This is a genomic window from Nocardia sp. NPDC058518 (assembly GCF_042719655.1).
GTDB lineage: Bacteria > Actinomycetota > Actinomycetes > Mycobacteriales > Mycobacteriaceae > Nocardia.
The window spans coordinates 25779-46310 of the sequence record NZ_JBHXNJ010000015.1; the positions used below are offsets into that span (position 1 = coordinate 25779).

Here is a 20532-nt window from a genome sequence, read left to right on the forward strand (position 1 = left end):
GCGCCAGCGAGGTGGAGGCGTGAAGCACCTTCTGACGGTCGCCGACCTGGATCGCGGCACCGCCACCGAACTCCTCGATGAAGCCGAACGCTTCGAACAGGCCCTGCTCGGCCGCGAGGTGAAGAAGCTGCCGACCCTGCGCGGCCGCACCGTGATGACGGTGTTCTACGAGAACTCCACCCGCACCCGCGTGTCCTTCGAGGTCGCGGGCAAGTGGATGAGCGCCGATGTGATCAACGTGAGCGCGTCGAGTTCGTCTGTCTCCAAAGGTGAATCGCTGCGCGACACCGCGCTCACCCTGCACGCCGCAGGCGCCGACGCGCTGATCGTGCGCCACCCCGCCTCGGGCGCCGCGCACCAGATCGCGCGCTGGATGGAGCAGTGGGCCCGCGAGGAGAACCGCGCCGCCCCGTCGATCATCAACGCCGGCGACGGCACGCACCAGCACCCCACCCAGGCCCTGCTCGACGCACTCACCCTGCGTCAGCGCCTCGGCGATATCGAAGGCAAGCGGATCGTGCTGGTCGGCGACATCCTGCACAGCCGGGTCGCCCGCTCCAACGTCTCGCTGCTCAATACTCTCGGCGCCGAAGTGGTGCTGGTCGCGCCGCGCACCCTGCTGCCCGTCGGCGTGGAGGCCTGGCCCGCCCGGGTCTCGAGCTCCCTCGACGCCGAACTGCCCGGTGCCGACGCTGTGATGATGTTGCGCGTGCAGGCCGAGCGGATGAACGGCGGGTTCTTCCCGTCGGCCCGCGAATATTCGATCAACTACGGACTGTCCGAGCGCAGGCTCGCACTGCTCGACGACGACGCGGTGGTCCTGCACCCCGGCCCGATGCTGCGCGGTATGGAAATCGCCTCGGCGGTCGCGGATTCGCCGAAATCGGCTGTGCTGCAGCAGGTCTCGAACGGAGTGCACATGCGGATGGCCGTGTTGTTCCGGCTGCTCGTCGGTCAGGAGGAAACGGTATGAGTGAGCTGCTGATCAAGAACGTCAAGCCCTACGGCGAAGGTGACCCCGTCGACGTGCTGGTGCGCGGCACCATCATCGCCGAGATCGGCACGGGCATCACGGCCTCCGGCGACGCCGACGTGATCGAGGGCAACGGCCAGATCCTGCTGCCCGGCTTCGTCGATCTGCACACGCACCTGCGTGAACCCGGCCGCGAAGACACCGAGACCATCGAAACCGGTTCCGCCGCAGCCGCATTGGGTGGTTACACCGCGGTGTTCGCGATGGCCAACACCAGTCCGGTCGCCGACTCGGTGGTGATCACCGACCACGTGTGGCGTCGCGGCCAGGAAGTCGGCCTCGTCGACGTGTTCCCGGTCGGTGCCGTCACGGTCGGCCTGCAGGGCAAGCAGCTCGCCGAGATGGGCACCATGGCCGCCGGTATCGGCCAGGTCAGGATGTTCTCCGACGACGGCCACTGCGTCGACGACCCGCTGATCATGCGCCGCGCCCTCGAATACGCGAACTCCCTCGGCGTTCTCATCGCCCAGCACGCCGAAGAGCCGCGCCTGACCAAGGGCGCCATCGCGCACGAGGGCCCCAATGCCGCGCGCCTGGGACTGCACGGCTGGCCTCGTGCCGCCGAGGAGTCGATCGTCGCCCGCGACGCGCTGCTCGCTCGCGATGCGAACGCCCGCGTGCACATCTGCCATGCCTCCACCGCGGGCACCGTCGAGCTGGTGAAATGGGCCAAGTCCCAGGGCATCTCGATCACCGCCGAGGTCACCCCGCACCACCTGCTGCTCGACGACTCGCGTCTGGAAACCTACGACGCGGTCAACAAGGTGAACCCGCCGCTGCGCGAATCCGCCGACGTGGCCGCCCTGCGCCAGGCGCTGGCCGACGGCATCATCGACTGCGTCGCCACCGACCACGCCCCGCACGCCGAACAGGACAAGTGCTGCGAGTTCGCGGCCGCCCGCCCCGGCATGCTCGGCCTCGAGACGGCGCTGTCGATCATCGTGCAGACGATGGTCGAGCCCGGCCTGCTCGACTGGCGCGGTGTCGCCCGGGTGATGAGCGAGAAGCCCGCCGCGATCGTCGGCCTCGACGACCACGGCCGCCCGATCGCGGTGGGCGAGCCCGCCAACCTCACGCTGATCGACCCCGACGCCGAGTGGACGGTGCGCGGCGCCGAACTGGCGAGCATCTCGAACAACACACCGTTCGAGGACATGACGTTCCCGGCCGAGGTCACAGCCACCGTGCTGCGCGGCCGGGTAACTGCCCGCGAGGGCAAGGCGGTCGGGATCTAGGGAGGCCAGGACGTGGAAAGAACGCTGTGGGTAGTCGGGCTGCTGGCATTTTTCGTTGCATGCCTGTGGCTGATGTACCGGGCATGGCAGAAGAAGGCCACGCGGCAGCAGGCACGCATCGGCGAACTGCCGACGGTGCCGGCCGAACTGGGCGCACAACTACTGGAACCGACCACCGGTATGTACCTGGGCAGCACCATCGCGCCCAGCTGGCAGGACCGGATCGCGGTCGGTGACCTGGGATTCCGGGCGACCGCCGAACTGACGCGGTTCGAACGCGGAATTCTGCTCGAACGCGACGGCGCCACGGTGATCTGGATTCCGCAGGAATCGGTGACAGCCGTGCGTACCGAGCGCGGCCACGCGGGCAAAGTGATGACAGAAAATGGTGTGCTGGTAATTCGCTGGACACTGCCGACGGGAACCGAGATCGATACCGGTTTCCGCGGTGACGACAAGACGGTGTACCCGGCATGGACGGCCGGGACAGCGGATTCCACCAGGGCGACGACGGGAGACGACGAATGACAGTAAAAGCAGCCTTGGTGCTCGAGGACGGCCGCGTATTCCGCGGTACCGCCTTCGGTGCCGAGGGCCAGACGCTCGGTGAGGCCGTGTTCTGCACGGCGATGACCGGGTACCAGGAAACCCTGACCGACCCCAGCTACGCCCGCCAGATCGTGGTGGCCACGGCCCCGCAGATCGGCAACACCGGCTGGAACGACGAGGACGACGAGTCCGCCAAGATCTGGGTCGCCGGTTATGCCGTGCGCGACCCCTCGCGGGTCTCCTCCAACTGGCGCGCCACCGGCACGCTGACCGACGAACTCGACCGCCAGGACGTGGTCGGCATCGCGGGCATCGACACCCGCGCGGTGGTCCGCCACCTGCGCAGCCGCGGTTCGATGAAGGCAGGCATCTTCTCCGGTGCCGCGCTGGCCAACGACGAGGAGCTCCTCGCGAGGGTCAACGGCCAGGCCTCGATGCTGGGCGCCGACCTCGCCGAAGAGGTCAGCACCGACGCGATGTACACGATCGAACCGGTGGGTGACCACAAGTTCACCGTCGTCGCGGTCGACCTGGGCATCAAGACCAACACCCCGCGCATGTTCGCCGAGCGCGGCGTGCGCACCCATGTGGTGCCGTCGAACACCTCCCTCGACGACATTCTCGCGCTGAACCCCAACGGTGTGTTCCTGTCGAACGGCCCCGGCGACCCGGCCACCCAGGTCGGCGCGATCGCGCTCACCCAGGGTGTGCTCGAGCGCGGCATCCCGCTGTTCGGCATCTGCTTCGGCAACCAGATCCTGGGCCGGGCGCTTGGCCGCTCGACCTACAAGATGAAGTTCGGCCACCGCGGCATCAACATCCCGGTGATCGAAGAGGGCACGGGCCGCGTCTCCATCACGGCCCAGAACCACGGCTTCGCCCTGGAAGGCGAGCGCGGCGAGGTGTTCGACACCCCGTTCGGCAAGGCCGAGGTCTCCCATATCTGCGCCAACGACGGCACCGTCGAGGGTGTGCGGCTGATCGACGGCCGCGCCTTCTCGGTGCAGTACCACCCCGAGGCCGCCGCAGGCCCGCACGACGCCGCATACCTGTTCGACCGTTTCGCCGGTCTCATGGAAGGAGCCTGATGCCTCGCCGCGAGGATCTGAAGCACATCCTGGTGATCGGCTCTGGCCCGATCGTGATCGGCCAGGCGTGCGAATTCGACTACTCCGGTACCCAGGCGTGCCGGGTGCTGCGGTCCGAAGGACTGCGCGTTTCGCTGGTGAACTCCAACCCGGCGACCATCATGACCGACCCGGAGTTCGCCGACGCCACCTACGTCGAGCCGATCACCCCGGAGTTCGTCGAGAAGGTCATCGAGAAGGAACGCCCCGACGCGATCCTGGCCACCCTCGGTGGGCAGACTGCGCTCAACACGGCCGTCGCGCTGCACGAGAACGGTGTGCTGCAGAAGTACAACGTCGAGCTGATCGGCGCCGACTTCGACGCCATCCAGCGCGGTGAGGACCGGCAGAAGTTCAAGGACATCGTCGCCAAGGTCGGCGGTGAGAGTGCCCGCAGCGCCGTCTGTTACACCATGGACGAAGTCCGCGAGACTGTCGCCGACCTCGGGTACCCGGTGGTCGTGCGCCCGTCGTTCACCATGGGTGGCCTCGGCTCCGGCATGGCCTACAACGAGGAAGACCTCGACCGGATCGCCGGTGGCGGTCTGGCCGCCTCGCCGACCGCGAACGTCCTGATCGAGGAGTCCATCCTCGGCTGGAAGGAGTTCGAACTCGAGCTCATGCGCGACCGCAACGACAATGTGGTCATCGTCTGCTCGATCGAGAACGTCGACCCGATGGGTGTGCACACCGGTGACTCGGTCACCGTCGCCCCCGCGATGACCCTCACCGACCGCGAGTACCAGAAGATGCGCGATCTCGGTATCGCGATCCTGCGCGAGGTCGGCGTCGACACCGGCGGCTGCAATATCCAGTTCGCGGTGGACCCGGCCGACGGCCGCCTGATCGTCATCGAGATGAACCCGCGTGTGTCGCGCTCCTCGGCGCTGGCGTCGAAGGCCACCGGTTTCCCGATCGCCAAGATCGCGGCCAAGCTGGCGATCGGCTACACCCTCGACGAGATCGTCAACGACATCACCGGCGAGACCCCGGCGAGCTTCGAGCCGACGCTGGACTACGTCGTCGTGAAGGCGCCGCGGTTCGCGTTCGAGAAGTTCCCCGGCGCCGACGCCACGCTGACCACCACCATGAAGTCGGTGGGTGAGGCGATGTCGATGGGCCGCAACTTCTCCGAGGCGCTCGGCAAGGTGCTGCGTTCGCTCGAGACCAAGGCCGCCAGCTTCTGGACCACCGACGACGGCCAGTGGGCCCCGGCGGATCCGAGCGATCCGGCCTCGGTGCGCGAGGCGATCGAAGCCATCCTCGCCGACCTGCGCGTGCCGACCGAGGGTCGCATCTACCAGGTCGAACGTGCGCTGCGCTATGGCGCGAGCATCGAAGAGGTCGCGCTGGCTTCCGGTGTGGACCCGTGGTTCGTGGCCGAGGTTCTCGGTCTGGTCGAGCTGCGTCAGGAAGTTCTCGACGCGCCCGTCCTCGATGAGGATCTGCTGCGTCGCGCCAAGCACTACGGCCTGTCCGACGGTCAGCTCGCGGCCCTGCGTCCCGAGCTCGCGGGCGAGGCAGGCGTGCGCTCGCTGCGTCACCGTCTCCAGGTGCGCCCGGTCTACAAGACCGTCGACACCTGCGCCGCGGAGTTCGAAGCCAAGACCCCGTACCACTACAGCACCTACGAACTGGATCCCGGTGCGGAGTCCGAGGTCGCGCCGCAGCACGAGCGCGAAAAGGTCATCATCCTGGGTTCGGGCCCGAACCGTATCGGTCAGGGCATCGAGTTCGACTACTCGTGTGTCCATGCGGCGCAGACACTTTCGGCCGCCGGGTACGAGACCGTGATGGTCAACTGCAACCCGGAAACCGTGTCGACGGACTACGACACCGCCGATCGCCTCTACTTCGAGCCGCTCACCTTCGAGGACGTCCTCGAGGTGTACAACTCCGAAGCCGAGTCCGGCACCGTCGCCGGTGTGATCGTCCAGCTGGGCGGACAGACTCCGCTGGGTCTGGCGCAGCGGCTCACCGACGCGGGCGTGCCCGTCGTCGGAACCTCCGCGGCCGCGATCGACCTGGCCGAAGACCGTGGCGAGTTCGGTGACGTGCTCGTCGCCGCGGGCCTGCCCGCGCCCAAGTACGGCACCGCCACCAACGTGGCGCAGGCCAAGAAGATCGCGAACGAGATCGGCTACCCGGTCCTGGTCCGCCCGTCCTACGTGCTCGGCGGCCGCGGCATGGAGATCGTCTACGACGAGACCTCCCTCGAGGGCTACATCTCCCGCGCGACCGAGCTCAGCCCCGATCACCCGGTCCTGGTCGACCGGTTCCTCGAAGACGCCATCGAGATCGACGTCGACGCGCTGTGTGACGGCGACGAGGTCTACCTCGGCGGCGTGATGGAACACATCGAGGAAGCCGGCATCCACTCCGGTGACTCCGCCTGCGCGCTGCCCCCGATCACGTTGGGCCGCAGCGACATCGAGGCCGTGCGACGCTCCACGATCGCCCTGGCCAAGGGCATCGGCGTCAAGGGCCTGCTCAATGTGCAGTACGCGCTCAAGGACGACGTGCTCTACGTCCTGGAAGCCAATCCCCGTGCGAGCCGGACGGTTCCGTTCGTCTCCAAGGCCACCGCCGTACCGCTGGCGAAGGCCTGCGCACGCATCATGCTCGGTGCCACCATCGCCGACCTGCGCAAGGAAGGCATGCTGCCGCCCGAAGGCGACGGCGGCCACGTGCCCCTCGACGCGCCGGTCGCGGTGAAGGAAGCTGTGCTGCCCTTCCACCGGTTCCGTCGCGCCGACGGGTCGGGAATCGACTCGCTGCTCTCGCCGGAAATGAAGTCCACCGGCGAGGTCATGGGCATCGACGCCGATTTCGGCACCGCCTTCGCCAAGAGCCAGGCCGCCGCCTACGGCTCGCTGCCCACCGAGGGCACCGTGTTCGTCTCGGTCGCCAACCGCGACAAGCGCGCCATGGTCTTCCCGATCAAGCGCCTGCACGACCTAGGCTTCCGCATCCTCGCCACCTCGGGCACTGCGGAAACCCTGCGCCGCAACGGCATTCCGTGTGAACAGACACGCAAGCACTCCGACCCGGAGGCCACCGACCCGGCCACCGGCATGCCGGAGGCCTCCATCGTGGAGCAGATCCGCGACGGCGAGATCGACATCGTGTTCAACACCCCCTACGGCAACTCGGGCCCCCGCGTGGACGGCTACGAGATCCGCACCGCAGCAGTGGGCGCGAACATCCCGTGCATCACCACCGTGCAGGGCGCGGCGGCGGCGGTGCAGGGCATCGAGGCAGGCATCAACGGCGGCATCGGGGTGCGCTCGCTGCAGGAACTGCACTCGAAACTGCGTGGCTGACATGACATTCGGCCACCGATTGCAGCACGCCATGCGGCATTTCGGACCCGTGTGCGTCGGCATCGACCCCCACCCCGCCCTGCTGCGGGCGTGGGGGCTCACCGAAGACGTCGACGGGCTGGAGGCTTTCGCCGAGATCTGTGTCGAGGCGTTCGACGGTCGGGTCGCCCTGGTGAAGCCGCAGGTCGCGTTCTTCGAGACCTACGGTTCCGGCGGCATCGCGGTGCTCGAGCGCACCATCTCGGTGCTGCGGGCCTCGGGCACCCTGGTGCTGGCCGATGCCAAGCGTGGCGATATCGGCTCCACGATGGATGCCTACGCGCACGCCTGGCTCGGCGACGGGCCCCTGGGTTCGGACGCCGTGACGGTCTCGCCATACCTCGGCTTCGGGTCCCTCGACCCGGCGCTGAGCCTGGCGCAGGACAATCACCGTGGAGTGTTCGTGCTCGCGGCGACGTCCAATCCCGAAGGGGCGCAACTGCAACGGATCACCGCCGCGGACGGGCGCACCATCGCGCAGACGATGGTCGACGAGGCCGCGGCCCGCAACGCCGGGTCCGGTTTCGGCTCCGTCGGCGTGGTCGTCGGTGCGACACTCACCGAGGCGCCCGACCTGTCGGCCCTCAACGGCCCGATCCTGATGCCCGGTGTGGGCGCGCAAGGCGGGGGAGCGGACTCCATCCGCGCCCTGGTCACCGAGGCGAACTTCGCCGCCGCCGTACCGGCGGTCTCGCGCGAGGTGCTCAACGCGGGCCCGTCGGTGACGGCGCTGTGCGACAAGACGGCTCAGCTGCAAGAGGAGTTCGCCTTCCTGCAGCGTTGAGAACACGACGACCGGCCGGGGTAGCGAAACGCTGCCCCGGCCTCGTCGTCGGTCGCGCCGCCGGATCAGGCGAAGTCGCCGACCGCGGTCACGTCCACCCGGCCCGCACCGTCGATGTCACGGTGTGCGGTGAGGGCGGGCGCGGGGACGCGAGGGTCCTCGCCTGGCACGGTGGTGGCGGTCAACCGCAACGGTGTGAGGACACGGTCGCGGATCTCGTCGCCGTAGCGGTGCCCGGTCACGTGCTCGATCAGCAGGCCGAGGGCGATGTAGTTGGTGTTCGAGTACCGGAAGCGGGCGCCCGGTGCGAAATAGGGGTCGTGGCCCACCGCGGTGGCGAGCAGATCACGCGGTGCGTGCGTGCGGAACCGGTCGTCGCCGCGCCACCGGTTCGTCGACATGCCCGGCTCTTTCATGTAGTCGTAGAGCCCGCTGGTGTGATTCATCAACTGCCGCACCGTGATCCGGTCGCCACCGGGAATCGGCTCTGGCAGGTGCGCGGCGATCGAACCGTCCAGCGTGACCTTGCCCTCGTCGACGAGTTGCAGCACGACGGTGGCGACGAAGGTCTTGGTGATGCTGCCGATCCGGAACCTGCTGTGCGGTCCCGGCGTGCTCGCCTGCCCGGCCGCGCTGCCCTCGTATTGCCATTCGCGCTGCCGCTCGCCGTCGGAGACTCGCAACACCACATCGGTGTCGTTCCAGCGCGCGGTGGCCTCGACCGTATCCCCGACAACCCGCCACCGTGCCGTCACGAGGACCAGAGCGGCCATCAGTGTGGCCGCCAGCACGGTGCCCACAACGACCACAGAGGCCCGAAACAGTTTCTGTCGCATACCTTTCGACGCTAGGGACGCGTCCGGCCCGCAGCGATGGTGTACGCCCCGCGACAGGGGTGCGGAAAACCCCACCCCCGAGCTGCGGTCGCGCCGCATCGAACCGGGTGGTTGACGCTACTGATCGCGGGGTCCCGGCTACCTAGCGTCGAAAGCATGGATACGACAGGGAATTCGACCGAACTGACCGGCATCGCCGGGTGGGCGGTACAGCTGATGGAACAGCTCGGTGGCTTCGGCGCCGGCCTCGCTATCGCACTCGAGAACCTCTTCCCCCCGCTGCCCAGCGAGGTGATCCTGCCGCTGGCAGGCTTCACTGCCGGCCGCGGGCGATTCAGCCTGGCCGAGGTCCTGCTGTGGACCACCCTGGGCTCGGTGGTCGGTGCCCTCGCCCTCTACGGCCTCGGTGCCGCACTCGGCCGCGACCGCCTGCGCCGCATCGTCGACCGGGTACCCCTGGTGAGACTGTCCGACCTGGACCGCACCGAGGACTGGTTCGCCCGCCACGGCGACAAGGCAGTCTTCTTCGGCCGGATGATCCCGATCTTCCGCAGCCTGATCTCGATCCCCGCGGGCGTCGAACGCATGCCCCTCATCCGCTTCACGCTGCTGACCACGGCGGGCAGCCTGTTGTGGAACGCGGTCTTCGTGTTCGCGGGCTTCTTTCTCGGCGAGAACTGGCACGTCGTCGAGACCTACGCGGGCATCCTGCAGAAGGCCGTGATCGTCGCCGTGCTCGTGGCCGCGACGGTGTTCGTCGTCCGGCGCGTGCGTCAGCGGCAGGCGCAGCCGAGCACCGGCCGATGAGATTCGCGAGAATTGGGCGATGAGCACCTCCACGGCGCGATCGTCACGCGTCGCCGCCGCTGTCGCGGGATATCTGCTCGGCGTGCTCACCGTGCCGCTGGACCTGTTCGGTGTGCTCGCCACGCCGATCGCCGCGAACCTCACCGACCGGATCGCCCAGGGGGAGCACCGGCGTCTCACCCGGTTGCTCGGCGTGCGGTCGAACGGCGCGCCGAGCGGAGCGCGAGCCGCGGGATATCTGGCGGTCCGCGCGCTGGTCGGCGTGCTCGGCGTGCTGGTGCTCGCCCTGTCGGGGTTGGGGGTCGTCGTCGCGGTGGCCGTGGTCTACGGCGCGAGCACCGGCGCCGCGGTGCCGATCATCGACGCGACCGAACCCGGGCAGGTCACCTGGGCGACGGTCACCGTGCTCGCACTTCCCGGCGCGGTGCTCGGCTTCCTCGCCGTGCAGGGTTTGCTCGGGGTGGTGCGGGCCGAAGCCTGGTGCCTGCGCCGGAGCACGCGCCCTGGCCAGGACGAACTGGCTCAGCGGGTCGCCCAGCTCACCACCACCCGCGCCGAGGTGGTCGAGGTGATCGACGACGAACGGCGGCGTATCGAACGCGATCTGCACGACGGTGTGCAACAGCGGGTGGTCGCCTTGTCGATCCTGCTCGGCCGGATGGACCGGGCGGCCGACGAGGACGGGCGCGCCGACCTGCGACGGCGTGCGATCGCCGAGACCGGGCACATCCTCGACGAATTGCGCGAGGTCTCTTGGCGCATCTACCCGGCCATGCTCGCCCGCGACGGCCTGCGCGCCGCCCTCGAAGCCCTCGCCGACCGCACCCCGGTGCCGACGCGACTGACCGTCGACCTCGATGAACGCGCACCCCGGCCGGTCGAATCGGCCTGTTATTTCACCGCGAGCGAGGCGATCACCAACGCCATCAAACATTCCGGAGCCACGGCCGTCGAGGTCGCGGTGGAGCGCGGCGGCCGCACAGTGCGCTTGCGTGTCCGCGACGACGGAAAAGGTGGTGCCGACCCCACCGGACACGGCCTGACCGGCATCGCCACCCGCGTCACCGCGCTGGACGGCACCATGACAGTGGACAGCCCGCCGGGCGGCCCGACGATCATCACCGTGGAGGTTCCGTGCGGATAACCCTGGCCGAGGACTCCGCGCTGCTGCGCGAGAGCTTGGCCCAGCTGCTCACCGCCGAAGGTCACGAGATCGTGGACTCCGTCGGCACCGCGACCGAACTGCTCGCCGCTGTGCGAGTGCGCCCGCCCGACCTGGTCATCGCCGATGTGCGGATGCCGCCCGACCATGTCGACGAGGGGATCAGAGCGGCGCTGGAGATCCGCCGCGACCAGCCGGGAATCGCGATCCTGGTGCTGTCACAGTACGTCGAGCGCAGGCACGCGGCGGAGTTCCTCACCGGCACCGGCGGCATCGGCTACCTGCTCAAGGACCGGGTCGCCGCGATCGGCTCATTCCTCGACGCCGTCGACCGGGTGGGCACCGGCGGCACCGCCTTCGACCCGGAGGTGGTCCGTCAGTTGCTGCTGCACAATCGCGCCGACTCGCCACTGCACCGGCTCACCGAGCGCGAACGCGAGGTGCTCGAACTCATGGCGCAGGGCCTGAGCAACGCGGCGATCTGCGGACAGCTCTACGTCACCCGCAGCGCCGTCGAGAAACACATCAACGCGATCTTCACCAAGCTGGACCTACCGGCAGGCGAGGCACACAACCGGCGGGTGCTCGCCATCCTGGAGCACCTGCGGGCGGGTGCGGCGCAGGGGTGACCGCTCAGGCCGCGACCCGCTCGTTCCTGGCCCGCCACCAGCCGAACGCGCCGATGCCGAGCGGCGCCAGCACCGTCAGGAACCCCGACAGCGGCATGAACGCCAGGCCGGACACCGTGACCGCGCCGAGCACGAGCAGCACCGCGCCGGGCACATACCCCAGCGCGCGCTCCAGCGCGATGATCGCGATGCCGAAACCGATGCTGACCACGCCGAACTCGGTGAACCAGAAGGTGAGCTCGGCATCTTGATCGGCGGCGAAGAACAGCGCGACGCCGAGGGCGGTATGGGCGGTGCCGATGAAGGTGAGCAGCGCACCGGCGAGCGGGAATCTTGTTCTTGAATCCATATTCATAAACTGTGCCACTAGGCTGATCCGGTGGCAAGACCCCGCCTTTTCACCGACGATCAGGTGCTCGACGCGGCCCGCGATCTGCTCGCCGACCCCGCGATCACCCGGCCCGCCATCACGGCGATCGGCACGGCCGCCGGTGTGCACTCGGGGTCGATCTATGTGCGGTTCGCCTCACGTGACGAACTGCTCGCCCGCCTGTGGCTGCGGTCGATCCGCCGCTTCCACGAGGGCTTCGTCACGGCACTGACCGGCCCCGCGCCGCTGCTGTCCGCCGCCGTGTTCCTGCCGCGCTATTGCCGCGCGCACCCCACCGAGGCGCGGGCGATGAAGATGTTCCATCGCGACGAACTCCTCGAGGTCGGCGCCGAGGATCTGCGAGCCGCGATCGCCGGCGTCAACGACGGGATGAACGCCGCCCTGCTGACTGCCGTCGTGACCGAATTCGGGATCGCCGACGACCGATCGCTGGCCATCGCGGGCGCCGCCGTGAAGGCGATTCCGTACGGTCTTGTCCGCGATTACATCGCCCGCGCGGCCCCGATTCCGGACTGGATCGACGAGGTTGTGGCGACCGCGTCGGGTGCGGTTCTCGACGAGTTTCGTGCCCGATCTTGACGACACGCTGTACGAAATCGTGCGACACGCGGGCTTTTTCAGGAAACCCGCTGGTCGCGCGCCACCGGGTTTGCCAGGGCGGCACGCGGCCCTCGCGCTACCTGGTGGCTATCATCGCCCATATCGGTATAACCGCAGGTGGGGATGCATTTCAGTAATTCGGCTGTACGATCGAGACGTTGGAATCAGCCGTCACCGCATCGGGTCCGCGCGCGCCATACGGCATTCGTAATCCTGCCCTGACCTGGGGGTCGGGTTCGCAATCGGCGCGCACCGTGGGTACGGTCGCACAGACCGTCCGGGTAACCGGCGGTAGATCTGGCAATGAACGATGAGACGGAGGAACCCGTGGCCCTTCCCCAGCTGACTGATGAGCAGCGCGCCGCTGCTCTGGAGAAGGCGGCTGCCGCTCGCCGCGCTCGGGCAGAGCTCAAGGAGCGCCTGAAGCGCGGTGGAACGAACCTGAAGCAGGTCCTCACCGATGCCGAGTCCGATGAGATTCTCGGCAAGATGAAGGTTTCTGCGCTGCTCGAGGCTCTGCCGAAGGTGGGCAAGGTCAAGGCGGCGGAGATCATGACCGAGCTGGAGATCGCGCCTACGCGTCGTCTCCGTGGTCTCGGTGCCCGGCAGCGCGCCGCGCTGCTCACCCGCTTCGACTTCGACGCCTAAAGTCTGGTGGACAAAAACACGCGGAAGGGCCGGCTGGTAGTACTGGTCGGCCCCTCGGCCGTGGGTAAATCCACGGTCGTGCGGTGCGTGCGGGAACGCCTGCCCGAATTGGTCTTCAGTGTGTCGGCCACGACGCGGGACCCCCGTCCCGGCGAGGTCGACGGTCTCGATTACCGCTTCGTTTCCCGAGTCGAGTTCGACGCCATGATCGCGGCGGACGAATTGCTCGAATGGGCAGACATCCATGGGGGGTTGCAGCGATCGGGCACCCCCGCCGCCCCGGTGCGAGAAGCGCTGGCGAGCGGACTTTCCGTACTGATCGAAGTCGACCTGGCCGGTGCACGGTCGGTCCGGCAGGCGATGCCGGAAGCACTGCTGGTGTTTCTCGCGCCGCCGAGCTGGGAAGAACTGGTCTCGCGGCTGCGTTCACGCGGCACCGAGACGCCCGAGGTGATCGAGCGCAGGCTCGAGACGGCCCGGGTCGAATTGGCGGCCTGTGACGAGTTCGACACGGTCATCGTGAACAGCGAGGTAACGACCGCTTGTGAGCAGTTGGTATCGTTGTTCGTTAGCACAAATTCGAGTTCTTGACCCACTAACCCGCAGGAGTCACCCCTAGTGAGCACGGACATCACCGCAGTACCCGCGTACGACACTCCGATCGGCCTCACCAACCCCCCGATCGACGAGCTGCTCGAGCGCACGTCCTCCAAGTACGCCCTGGTGATCTACGCGGCCAAGCGCGCCCGTCAGATCAACGATTACTACAACCAGCTCGGTGACGGCATCCTCGAGTACGTCGGCCCGCTCGTCGAGCCGGGTCTGCAGGAGAAGCCGCTGTCGGTCGCCATGCGCGAAATTCACTCCGACCTGCTCGAACACACCGAGGGCGAGTGACAATCTCTAGTCCGGAGGCGTAGAAGACCATGCGGATCGTCGTCGGGGTCGGCGGGGGCATCGCCGCCTACAAGGCGTGTGCCCTCGTTCGCCGTTTCACCGAGACCGGACACCAGGTGCGGGTGATTCCCACCGAGTCGGCTCTACAGTTCATCGGTAAGGCGACCTTCGAGGCGCTGTCCGGGCAGCCGGTGCACACCACGGTGTTCGCCGACGTGCCCGAGGTGCCGCATGTCCGGATCGGCCAGGAGGCCGATCTCGTCGTCATCGCCCCCGCCACCGCGGATCTGATGGCGCGCGCCGCACAGGGGCGCGCCGACGATCTGCTCACCGCCACCTTGCTGACGGCCCGATGTCCGGTGCTGTTCGCGCCCGCGATGCACACCGAGATGTGGGAGCATCCGGCGACGGTGGCCAATGTCGCGACCTTGCGCGCGCACGGCGCCAACGTGATGGAACCCGCCTCGGGCAGGCTCACCGGCACCGATACCGGTCCCGGACGGCTGCCCGAACCGGAGGAGATCTTCGGTCTGGCCTCGCTGCTGCTCGAACGTGCCGACGCGCTGCCTCGCGACCTGACCGGTCGCCGCGTGGTGATCACCGCCGGTGGTACGAGGGAACCCCTCGACCCGGTGCGCTTCCTCGGCAACCGCAGCTCCGGCAAGCAGGGCTATGCCCTGGCCAGGGTCGCCGCCCAGCGTGGCGCCCAGGTGACGCTGATCGCGGGCAACACGATCGAGCTCGCGCCGCCCGCCGCGGTCGAACTGGTCCACATCACCACCGCCGACCAGCTCAAGACCGCGGTCGACAAGCACGCGCTCGGCGCCGATGCGGTGATCATGGCGGCCGCGGTCGCCGATTTCCGTCCGACACACGTGGCCGCCGCGAAGATCAAGAAGGGCGCCGACGAACCCGACGTGATCCCGCTGACCAAGAACGAGGACATCCTCGCCGGCTTGGTCGACGCCCGCACCGAGGGACGGCTCGCCGGTACCGCGATCGTCGGTTTCGCCGCCGAGACCGGTGACGACAACGGCGACGTGCTCACCCACGCGCGCGCGAAACTGGCGCGCAAGGGCTGCGATCTGCTCGTCGTCAACGCGGTGGGTGAGGGCAAGGCGTTCGAGGTCGACACCAACGACGGCTGGTTGCTCGGCGCCGACGGCACCGAACAGGCCCTCGATCACGGATCGAAGGCGCTGCTGGCCAGCCGGGTGCTCGACGCGCTGGTCCCGCTGCTGCCCTGACCGGGGAGTTCGCGTCGACTTCGCGCGAAAACAGTTGCGCGGCAACGAGGGTCGGGCAGTTTACCGTCCGCGTGGGTGTTCGCGGTCCGGCTTGATACTTACTCGCCACCATGTCGGTGGTTTGGAATAGTCTTGATGAGAAGGGTTGCGCGGTAACACCGAGAAGTTACCGTCACAAGCCGAACGAGTAACCCGTTGAGGGAGAGGGAAGAACTGTGCGTACGACAGGTAGTCGGCTATTCACCAGTGAGTCCGTGACCGAAGGTCATCCGGACAAGATCTGTGACGCGATCAGCGATTCCATCCTCGACGCATTGCTCGCGGAGGACCCGAGCAGCCGGGTCGCGGTGGAAACCATGGTCACCACGGGGCAGGTCCATGTCGCGGGCGAGGTCACCACCTCCGCCTACGCCGACATCCCGCGGATCGTCCGTGAGAAGGTCCTCGAGATCGGATACGACTCCTCCGCAAAGGGATTCGACGGCAATTCCTGCGGTGTCAACATCGCGATCGGGGCCCAGTCGCCCGATATCGCCCAGGGTGTCGACACCTCGCACGAAGCGCGCGTCGGCGGTTCCGACGACGCGATCGAGCGTCAGGGCGCCGGTGACCAGGGCCTGATGTTCGGCTACGCCACCATCGACACGCCCGAGCTGATGCCGCTGCCGATCGCGCTCGCGCACCGGCTCTCGCGCAAGCTCACCGAGGTCCGTAAGTCGGGCGTGCTGCCCTACCTGCGCCCCGACGGCAAGACCCAGGTCACCATCGAATACGACGGTGACCGCCCGGTCCGCCTCGATACGGTCGTCATCTCCACCCAGCACGCCGCCGATATCGACCTGGACAACCTGCTCGCCCCCGATATCCGCGAGAAGGTCGTCGACGCCGTCATCGGTGATCTGAACCTGCCCAGCCTGGACACCTCCGAAATCCGCCTGCTGGTCAACCCCACCGGCAAGTTCGTCCTCGGTGGCCCGATGGGCGATGCGGGCCTGACCGGCCGCAAGATCATCGTCGACACCTACGGCGGCATGGCCCGCCACGGTGGCGGCGCGTTCTCCGGCAAGGATCCGTCGAAGGTCGACCGGTCGGCCGCCTACGCCATGCGCTGGGTCGCCAAGAACGTCGTGGCCGCGGGCCTGGCGGATCGCGTCGAGGTGCAGGTCGCGTACGCGATCGGCAAGTCGGCTCCCGTCGGCCTGTTCGTCGAGACCTTCGGCACCGAGAAGATCGACCCGGTGCGTATCTCCACCGCCATCTCCGAGGTCTTCGACCTGCGTCCGGGCGCGATCATCCGCGATCTCGACCTGCTGCGCCCGATCTACGCACCGACCGCGGCCTACGGCCACTTCGGCCGCACCGATGTCGACCTGCCCTGGGAGCACACGGACCGCGCCGACAAGCTGCGCGCGGCCGTCGGCCTGTAATAACCACGGACCGCGTGGCAGCGGACGAAACATCGACAGCAGCGGGACACCCCATCGCGAGGGTGCTCCCGCTGCTTTCGCCTGCCCACCTCGACCGCGACTTCGACTACCTCGTCCCACCTGAACTGGACGAGATCGCCCAGCCGGGCGTGCGCGTGCGCGTCCGTTTCGCGGGTCGTCTCGTCGACGGATACCTGCTGGAACGGCTCCCGCACAGCGACCACAACGGCAAGATGATGCCACTCGAACGGGTCGTCTCCCCGGAACGCGTCCTCACCCCGGAAGTTCTGCGCCTGGCCACCGCCGTCGCCACCCGCTATGCGGGGACTCGGCCCGATGTCCTTCGCCTGGCGATTCCCCCGCGTCACGCCCGCACCGAAACTGGCGGCACGAAGAAAACCGGCACCACAACGAAAGCGGCGAGTGCCGCGACGGAAGGTGCTGATAGCGCGGATGATTCGGTGTCCGGCCTGGTCGAGGCAGGCCCGATCGGTGAGCAAGGTGCGGGCGAGGTAGGCGATTCGGCCGAGGAGTTCGGCGGAGGTGCGGGGGACAAGGTGGATACGACGGCCGCGGAGGTCCTGGTCGATGCCGCGGCGGAATCGCGCATCGAGGTCGATGCGTCGGCGTGGGGGCGGTATGCGCACGGCTCGGGGTTCGTCGGTGCGCTGGCACAGGGCAAGGGTGTACGGGCGGCATGGCAAGCGTTGCCTGGAGAGGACTGGGCGGCGCGGCTGGCGGAGTTGGCGGCGACGGTGGTGGCCGCTGGTCGCAGTGCGGTGTTGATGGTGCCGGATCAGCGGGACCTCGATCGGTTGCTTGCCGAATGTGTCGCACTGGTGGGTGATTCGGCTGTCGGGCTGTCGGCGGGCTTGGGTCCCGCAGCGCGGTATCGACGGTGGTTGGCGGTGTTGCGGGGGCAGGCCCGGATCGTGGTGGGCACTCGGGCGGCGGTGTTCGCGCCCGCACGGGACCTAGGGCTGATCGCGATGTGGGACGACGGCGACGACACCTACGCCGAGCCGCGTTCCCCGTATCCGCACGCTCGCGAAGTGGCGATGTTGCGGGCGCACGAGACAGGTGCCGCGTTCGTCGCCGCCGGTTTTGCGCGCACCGCCGAAATCCAGGCAGTGGTCGAATCCGGTTGGGCGCGAGACCTTCTCGCGGAACGTCAGACGTTGCGCGAGGTGACGCCCCGGATCAGCGCGCCCGGCGACAGCGATTACGCGCTGGAACGCGACGCGCTGGCCCGCTCGGTGCGGATGCCCGGCGTTGCGTTCGCGGCCGCCCGCTCCGCGATCAAGGAGAACGCCGCGGTGCTGGTCCAGGTGCCGCGGCGAGGCTATGTTCCGTCGCTGGCCTGTGCGAAATGTCGCACCCCCGCGCGCTGCAGGCACTGCAACGGACCGTTGGCGCTACCGCATTCGGGCAATGGTGAAGCGGCGAGCCCACAGTGCAAGTGGTGCGGCATCACCGAAGCCGCGTTCCGCTGCCAGGCCTGCGGTGCGCGAGCGCTGCGGGCGACGGTGATCGGCGCGGCTCGCACCGCCGAAGAGCTCGGCCGCGCCTTCTCCGGCGTCCCGATCCGCGCCTCGGGGGGTGGGGAAGTGCTCGATACCGTCGAGCCGGGTGCTCAGGTGGTCGTGGCTACCGTCGGTGCCGAACCGCTCGTGCGCGGCGGTTACGGTGTCGCTCTGCTGCTCGACGGATGGGCGCTGCTCGGGCGCGCCGACCTGCGCGCGAGTGAGGACACTTTGCGCCGCTGGATGGGTGCTGCGGCCCTGGTGCGGCCTCGCGGACAGGTCATCGTGATGGCCGAGCCCTCCCTGCCCACGGTCCAGGCACTGGTTCGCTGGGACCCGGTCAACCATGCCGCCGCCGAGCTCGAAGCCCGCGCCGAGGTCGGCTTCCCACCCGCGGTCCGTCTCGCCGCCGTCGACGGTACCACCGCCTCGATCGCCGAATTGCTCGACGCCACAACACTTCCCGACGGCACCGAGATCCTCGGCCCCGTCCCCCTACCGCCGACGGCCCGTAAACCCTTCTCCGGCACCGACGCTCCCGCCGAAGTCGAACGCATGCTCCTGCGTGTACCCCGCTCGGGCGGCGCGCCCCTCGCCCGCGCCCTCACCGCCGCCCAAGCGATCCGCAGCTCCCACCGCTCCGACGCCCCCCTTCGCGTCCAGATCGACCCGGTCGACATCGGCTGACCGGGGCACCTCGGTCAGGTGTACATCGTCCGGTGGCGCCTTGCCCACTGCGCGTAGGCGGTGGCCGGTCGACCGAGAATCTCCTCGATATCGTTGCTGACCTGCTGCTCTTGCGCCGTGGGCGTGCCGAGGATGGTCAGGGTGTGGTCGGCGACTGGCTCAGGCATGAAGCGGAGCATGTTCTGTTTGGCTTGTTCGGCGGTGAGTTCGAGGAAGGTGAGCGGGGTGTCGATCGCTTCGGCGAGTGCTGCCGCCTGGTCGCGGGGAGTGACCACCGCGGGGCCGGTCAGCGTGTAGGCGCGGGTGTGGTGGCCGCCTTCGAGCAGGGCTGCCGCGGCTACAGCGGCGATATCGGCGGGGTCCACGGCGGGCAGGCCGATATCGCCGAAGGGCGCCGCGACGATGCGCTGGGTCCGGACCGGTTCGATCCACGCGAAGGTGTTGGAGAAGAACGCGCCGGGACGCAGAGCCGTCCACTCGAGGCCGGACTCGGCGAGTGCCTGTTCGAAGGCGATGGTTCTGGCGTAGCCGTCGGAGTGGGGGCGGGTCACCGCGCCTTGCGAGGACACGAAGACGACCCGGCGCACGCCGGCGTCGGCGGCCGTTTTCAGCAGCAGCGCGGGCTCGGGGCCGGTCATCAGTTGCTCGCCGGTGATCAGCAGGAACAGCGCGTCGGCGCCGTGCAGGGCGGGGGAGAGACTGTCGAGATCGCCCAGCTCGGCGACCGCGTGCTCGACGCCTGTGGGCAGCTCGACGGGGCGAGTACCTCGGGATACGGCCCTGACCTGCGCACCCGCGTCGGCGAGTAGTTCGACCAGGGTGCTGCCGATGTTGCCGGTCGCTCCGGTGACGACGATCATGTGAATCCTTAGTTAGTTGGCTGACTGAATTGCTGAGCAGAACGTATCCCATGAGCCGTCAGCTGTCTATAGTTAGTTGTATGACTAAATCGGACGCGCAGGTCAGCCCGAAGATCGGGAAGCAGGAACGCCTGGTCCAAGCGGCGATGCGCGTGTTCTACCAGCAGGGCATCGAGAAGACGACGATCGCCGAGATCGCGCGCGAGGCCGACGTGCCGGTCGGCAATGTCTACTACTACTTCAAGACCAAGGACCAGTTCATCGCCGCGGTGATCGCGCTGCACGCGCAGGTGCTGGCCGGAGCTGTCGCCGAGATCGCCGAACTGCAGGGGCCCGCCGAGCGGTTGAAGGCGATGGTGCGCAGCTGGGTCGACGAGCGGGAGATGGCGGCGCGCTTCGGTTGTCCGTTCGGCTCGCTGGCCGCCGAGCTCGACAAGCGGGAGGACGCCTTCCGTGGCGAGCCCGCGCGCGTGATGGGGTTACTCGTGGACTGGGCACGCACGCAGTTCGCGGAGCTGGGGCGCGCCGACGCCGCTGAGCTCGCGATCGCGTTCGTCGCGGCCTATCAGGGAATCTCGTTGCTCACCAACACCTTCCGCGACCCGCAGCTGATGGTCACCGAGGGTGCCCGGCTGGAGCGATGGATCGACGAGCTGGCCGTGCGGTAGGCGCGTCGCGACGCCCGCGCGCGGGGGGGCGGGGGTGGGGGTTTCACAAAAACGCGCCCC

The 20532-nt window shown here is 68.4% G+C and carries 20 protein-coding genes; 17 read left to right on the plus strand and 3 right to left on the minus strand.

Translation table 11 applies throughout. The annotated features are described in order from the left end of the window. Nucleotides 1-19 precede the first annotated feature (19 nt). From ACFWPX_RS23750 to pyrF, 6 genes are read left to right on the plus strand one after another with little or no spacing between them, the layout of a single operon-like run. Nucleotides 20-973, plus strand: coding sequence for an aspartate carbamoyltransferase catalytic subunit (locus ACFWPX_RS23750; protein WP_378913010.1), 954 nt, complete (start codon nucleotides 20-22; stop codon nucleotides 971-973). Beyond that, nucleotides 970-2268, plus strand: a complete 1299-nt coding sequence (locus tag ACFWPX_RS23755) for a dihydroorotase (protein ID WP_378913009.1) — start codon at nucleotides 970-972, stop codon at nucleotides 2266-2268. The genes ACFWPX_RS23750 and ACFWPX_RS23755 overlap by 4 nt, the downstream gene beginning before the upstream one ends. A gap of 12 nt (nucleotides 2269-2280) precedes the next feature. Next, nucleotides 2281-2796 (plus strand): transporter, encoded by a 516-nt coding sequence (locus ACFWPX_RS23760; RefSeq protein ID WP_378929128.1) that lies wholly within the window; start codon nucleotides 2281-2283, stop codon nucleotides 2794-2796. Next, entirely contained in the window at nucleotides 2793-3905 is a 1113-nt protein-coding gene (carA, locus tag ACFWPX_RS23765; protein WP_378929129.1) for a glutamine-hydrolyzing carbamoyl-phosphate synthase small subunit, read from the plus strand. Before ACFWPX_RS23760 ends, carA begins: the two co-directional genes overlap by 4 nt. Further along, on the plus strand, nucleotides 3905-7267 hold the full coding sequence (gene carB, locus ACFWPX_RS23770) for a carbamoyl-phosphate synthase large subunit (protein WP_378929130.1): 3363 nt from the start codon (nucleotides 3905-3907) through the stop codon (nucleotides 7265-7267). The genes carA and carB overlap by 1 nt, the downstream gene beginning before the upstream one ends. A gap of 1 nt (nucleotide 7268) precedes the next feature. Next, nucleotides 7269-8090, plus strand: a complete 822-nt coding sequence (pyrF, locus tag ACFWPX_RS23775) for an orotidine-5'-phosphate decarboxylase (protein WP_378929363.1) — start codon at nucleotides 7269-7271, stop codon at nucleotides 8088-8090. A gap of 65 nt (nucleotides 8091-8155) precedes the next feature. Here the strand turns inward: pyrF and ACFWPX_RS23780 are convergent, their stop codons facing one another. Beyond that, the gene (locus tag ACFWPX_RS23780; protein ID WP_378929131.1) at nucleotides 8156-8926 is read right to left on the minus strand and encodes a serine hydrolase domain-containing protein; all 771 of its coding nucleotides are present in this window, start codon (nucleotides 8924-8926) and stop codon (nucleotides 8156-8158) included. A gap of 156 nt (nucleotides 8927-9082) precedes the next feature. On the opposite strand from ACFWPX_RS23780, the gene ACFWPX_RS23785 reads away from it, so the two are divergent. The 3 genes from ACFWPX_RS23785 to ACFWPX_RS23795 are packed head-to-tail and all read left to right on the plus strand — an operon-like array spanning nucleotide 9083 to nucleotide 11524. After that, a complete protein-coding gene (locus ACFWPX_RS23785) occupies nucleotides 9083-9733 on the plus strand; it encodes a DedA family protein (RefSeq protein WP_378929132.1) in 651 nt (216 codons plus the stop codon). A gap of 19 nt (nucleotides 9734-9752) precedes the next feature. Continuing rightward, on the plus strand, nucleotides 9753-10877 hold the full coding sequence (locus ACFWPX_RS23790) for a sensor histidine kinase (protein ID WP_378929133.1): 1125 nt from the start codon (nucleotides 9753-9755) through the stop codon (nucleotides 10875-10877). Further along, a complete protein-coding gene (locus tag ACFWPX_RS23795; protein ID WP_378913001.1) occupies nucleotides 10868-11524 on the plus strand; it encodes a response regulator in 657 nt (218 codons plus the stop codon). Before ACFWPX_RS23790 ends, ACFWPX_RS23795 begins: the two co-directional genes overlap by 10 nt. 4 nt (nucleotides 11525-11528) lie before the next feature. On the opposite strand, the gene ACFWPX_RS23800 is transcribed toward ACFWPX_RS23795, so the two are convergent. Further along, the gene (locus ACFWPX_RS23800; protein WP_378929134.1) at nucleotides 11529-11873 is read right to left on the minus strand and encodes a DUF6463 family protein; all 345 of its coding nucleotides are present in this window, start codon (nucleotides 11871-11873) and stop codon (nucleotides 11529-11531) included. Nucleotides 11874-11903: 30 nt separating this feature from the next. On the opposite strand from ACFWPX_RS23800, the gene ACFWPX_RS23805 reads away from it, so the two are divergent. The 7 genes from ACFWPX_RS23805 to ACFWPX_RS23835 all read left to right on the plus strand — a co-directional run bounded on the left by ACFWPX_RS23805 (nucleotide 11904) and on the right by ACFWPX_RS23835 (nucleotide 18944). Further along, nucleotides 11904-12494 (plus strand): TetR/AcrR family transcriptional regulator, encoded by a 591-nt coding sequence (locus ACFWPX_RS23805; protein WP_378929135.1) that lies wholly within the window; start codon nucleotides 11904-11906, stop codon nucleotides 12492-12494. 348 nt (nucleotides 12495-12842) lie between these two features. Then, entirely contained in the window at nucleotides 12843-13163 is a 321-nt protein-coding gene (gene mihF, locus ACFWPX_RS23810) for an integration host factor, actinobacterial type (RefSeq protein WP_056815410.1), read from the plus strand. A gap of 6 nt (nucleotides 13164-13169) precedes the next feature. Continuing rightward, nucleotides 13170-13754, plus strand: coding sequence for a guanylate kinase (gene gmk / locus ACFWPX_RS23815; RefSeq protein WP_056810544.1), 585 nt, complete (start codon nucleotides 13170-13172; stop codon nucleotides 13752-13754). 27 nt (nucleotides 13755-13781) lie between these two features. Beyond that, the gene (rpoZ, locus tag ACFWPX_RS23820; RefSeq protein ID WP_056810542.1) at nucleotides 13782-14060 is read left to right on the plus strand and encodes a DNA-directed RNA polymerase subunit omega; all 279 of its coding nucleotides are present in this window, start codon (nucleotides 13782-13784) and stop codon (nucleotides 14058-14060) included. Nucleotides 14061-14089: 29 nt separating this feature from the next. Continuing rightward, complete coding sequence (gene coaBC, locus ACFWPX_RS23825) at nucleotides 14090-15307, plus strand: bifunctional phosphopantothenoylcysteine decarboxylase/phosphopantothenate--cysteine ligase CoaBC (protein WP_378912997.1); 1218 nt, start codon at nucleotides 14090-14092, stop codon at nucleotides 15305-15307. 215 nt (nucleotides 15308-15522) lie between these two features. Next, entirely contained in the window at nucleotides 15523-16734 is a 1212-nt protein-coding gene (gene metK, locus ACFWPX_RS23830) for a methionine adenosyltransferase (RefSeq protein WP_378912996.1), read from the plus strand. A gap of 14 nt (nucleotides 16735-16748) precedes the next feature. Further along, nucleotides 16749-18944 (plus strand): primosomal protein N', encoded by a 2196-nt coding sequence (locus tag ACFWPX_RS23835; protein WP_378929136.1) that lies wholly within the window; start codon nucleotides 16749-16751, stop codon nucleotides 18942-18944. A gap of 14 nt (nucleotides 18945-18958) precedes the next feature. Here the strand turns inward: ACFWPX_RS23835 and ACFWPX_RS23840 are convergent, their stop codons facing one another. Further along, entirely contained in the window at nucleotides 18959-19804 is an 846-nt protein-coding gene (locus tag ACFWPX_RS23840) for an SDR family oxidoreductase (RefSeq protein WP_378929137.1), read from the minus strand. An 80-nt stretch (nucleotides 19805-19884) separates the two neighbouring features. Between ACFWPX_RS23840 and ACFWPX_RS23845 the strand changes: the two genes are divergently transcribed. Next, nucleotides 19885-20472 carry a TetR/AcrR family transcriptional regulator gene (locus ACFWPX_RS23845; RefSeq protein ID WP_378929138.1) on the plus strand — a complete coding sequence of 196 codons (588 nt, stop codon included), beginning with the start codon at nucleotides 19885-19887 and terminating at the stop codon, nucleotides 20470-20472. Nucleotides 20473-20532: the final 60 nt, after the last annotated feature.

What these genes read in the sequence shown, in the direction of transcription:
- coaBC (WP_378912997.1), top strand. Translation starts at nt 14,090, where the DNA reads ATGCGGATCGTCGTCGGGGTCGGCGGGGGCATCGCCGCCTACAAGGCG.
- ACFWPX_RS23780 (WP_378929131.1), bottom strand. Translation starts at nt 8,926, where the DNA reads ATGCGACAGAAACTGTTTCGGGCCTCTGTGGTCGTTGTGGGCACCGTG.
- ACFWPX_RS23785 (WP_378929132.1), top strand. Translation starts at nt 9,083, where the DNA reads ATGGATACGACAGGGAATTCGACCGAACTGACCGGCATCGCCGGGTGG.
- ACFWPX_RS23840 (WP_378929137.1), bottom strand. Translation starts at nt 19,804, where the DNA reads ATGATCGTCGTCACCGGAGCGACCGGCAACATCGGCAGCACCCTGGTC.
- carA (WP_378929129.1), top strand. Translation starts at nt 2,793, where the DNA reads ATGACAGTAAAAGCAGCCTTGGTGCTCGAGGACGGCCGCGTATTCCGC.
- ACFWPX_RS23800 (WP_378929134.1), bottom strand. Translation starts at nt 11,873, where the DNA reads ATGGATTCAAGAACAAGATTCCCGCTCGCCGGTGCGCTGCTCACCTTC.
- ACFWPX_RS23790 (WP_378929133.1), top strand. Translation starts at nt 9,753, where the DNA reads ATGAGCACCTCCACGGCGCGATCGTCACGCGTCGCCGCCGCTGTCGCG.
- ACFWPX_RS23755 (WP_378913009.1), top strand. Translation starts at nt 970, where the DNA reads ATGAGTGAGCTGCTGATCAAGAACGTCAAGCCCTACGGCGAAGGTGAC.
- pyrF (WP_378929363.1), top strand. Translation starts at nt 7,269, where the DNA reads ATGACATTCGGCCACCGATTGCAGCACGCCATGCGGCATTTCGGACCC.
- ACFWPX_RS23845 (WP_378929138.1), top strand. Translation starts at nt 19,885, where the DNA reads ATGACTAAATCGGACGCGCAGGTCAGCCCGAAGATCGGGAAGCAGGAA.
- carB (WP_378929130.1), top strand. Translation starts at nt 3,905, where the DNA reads ATGCCTCGCCGCGAGGATCTGAAGCACATCCTGGTGATCGGCTCTGGC.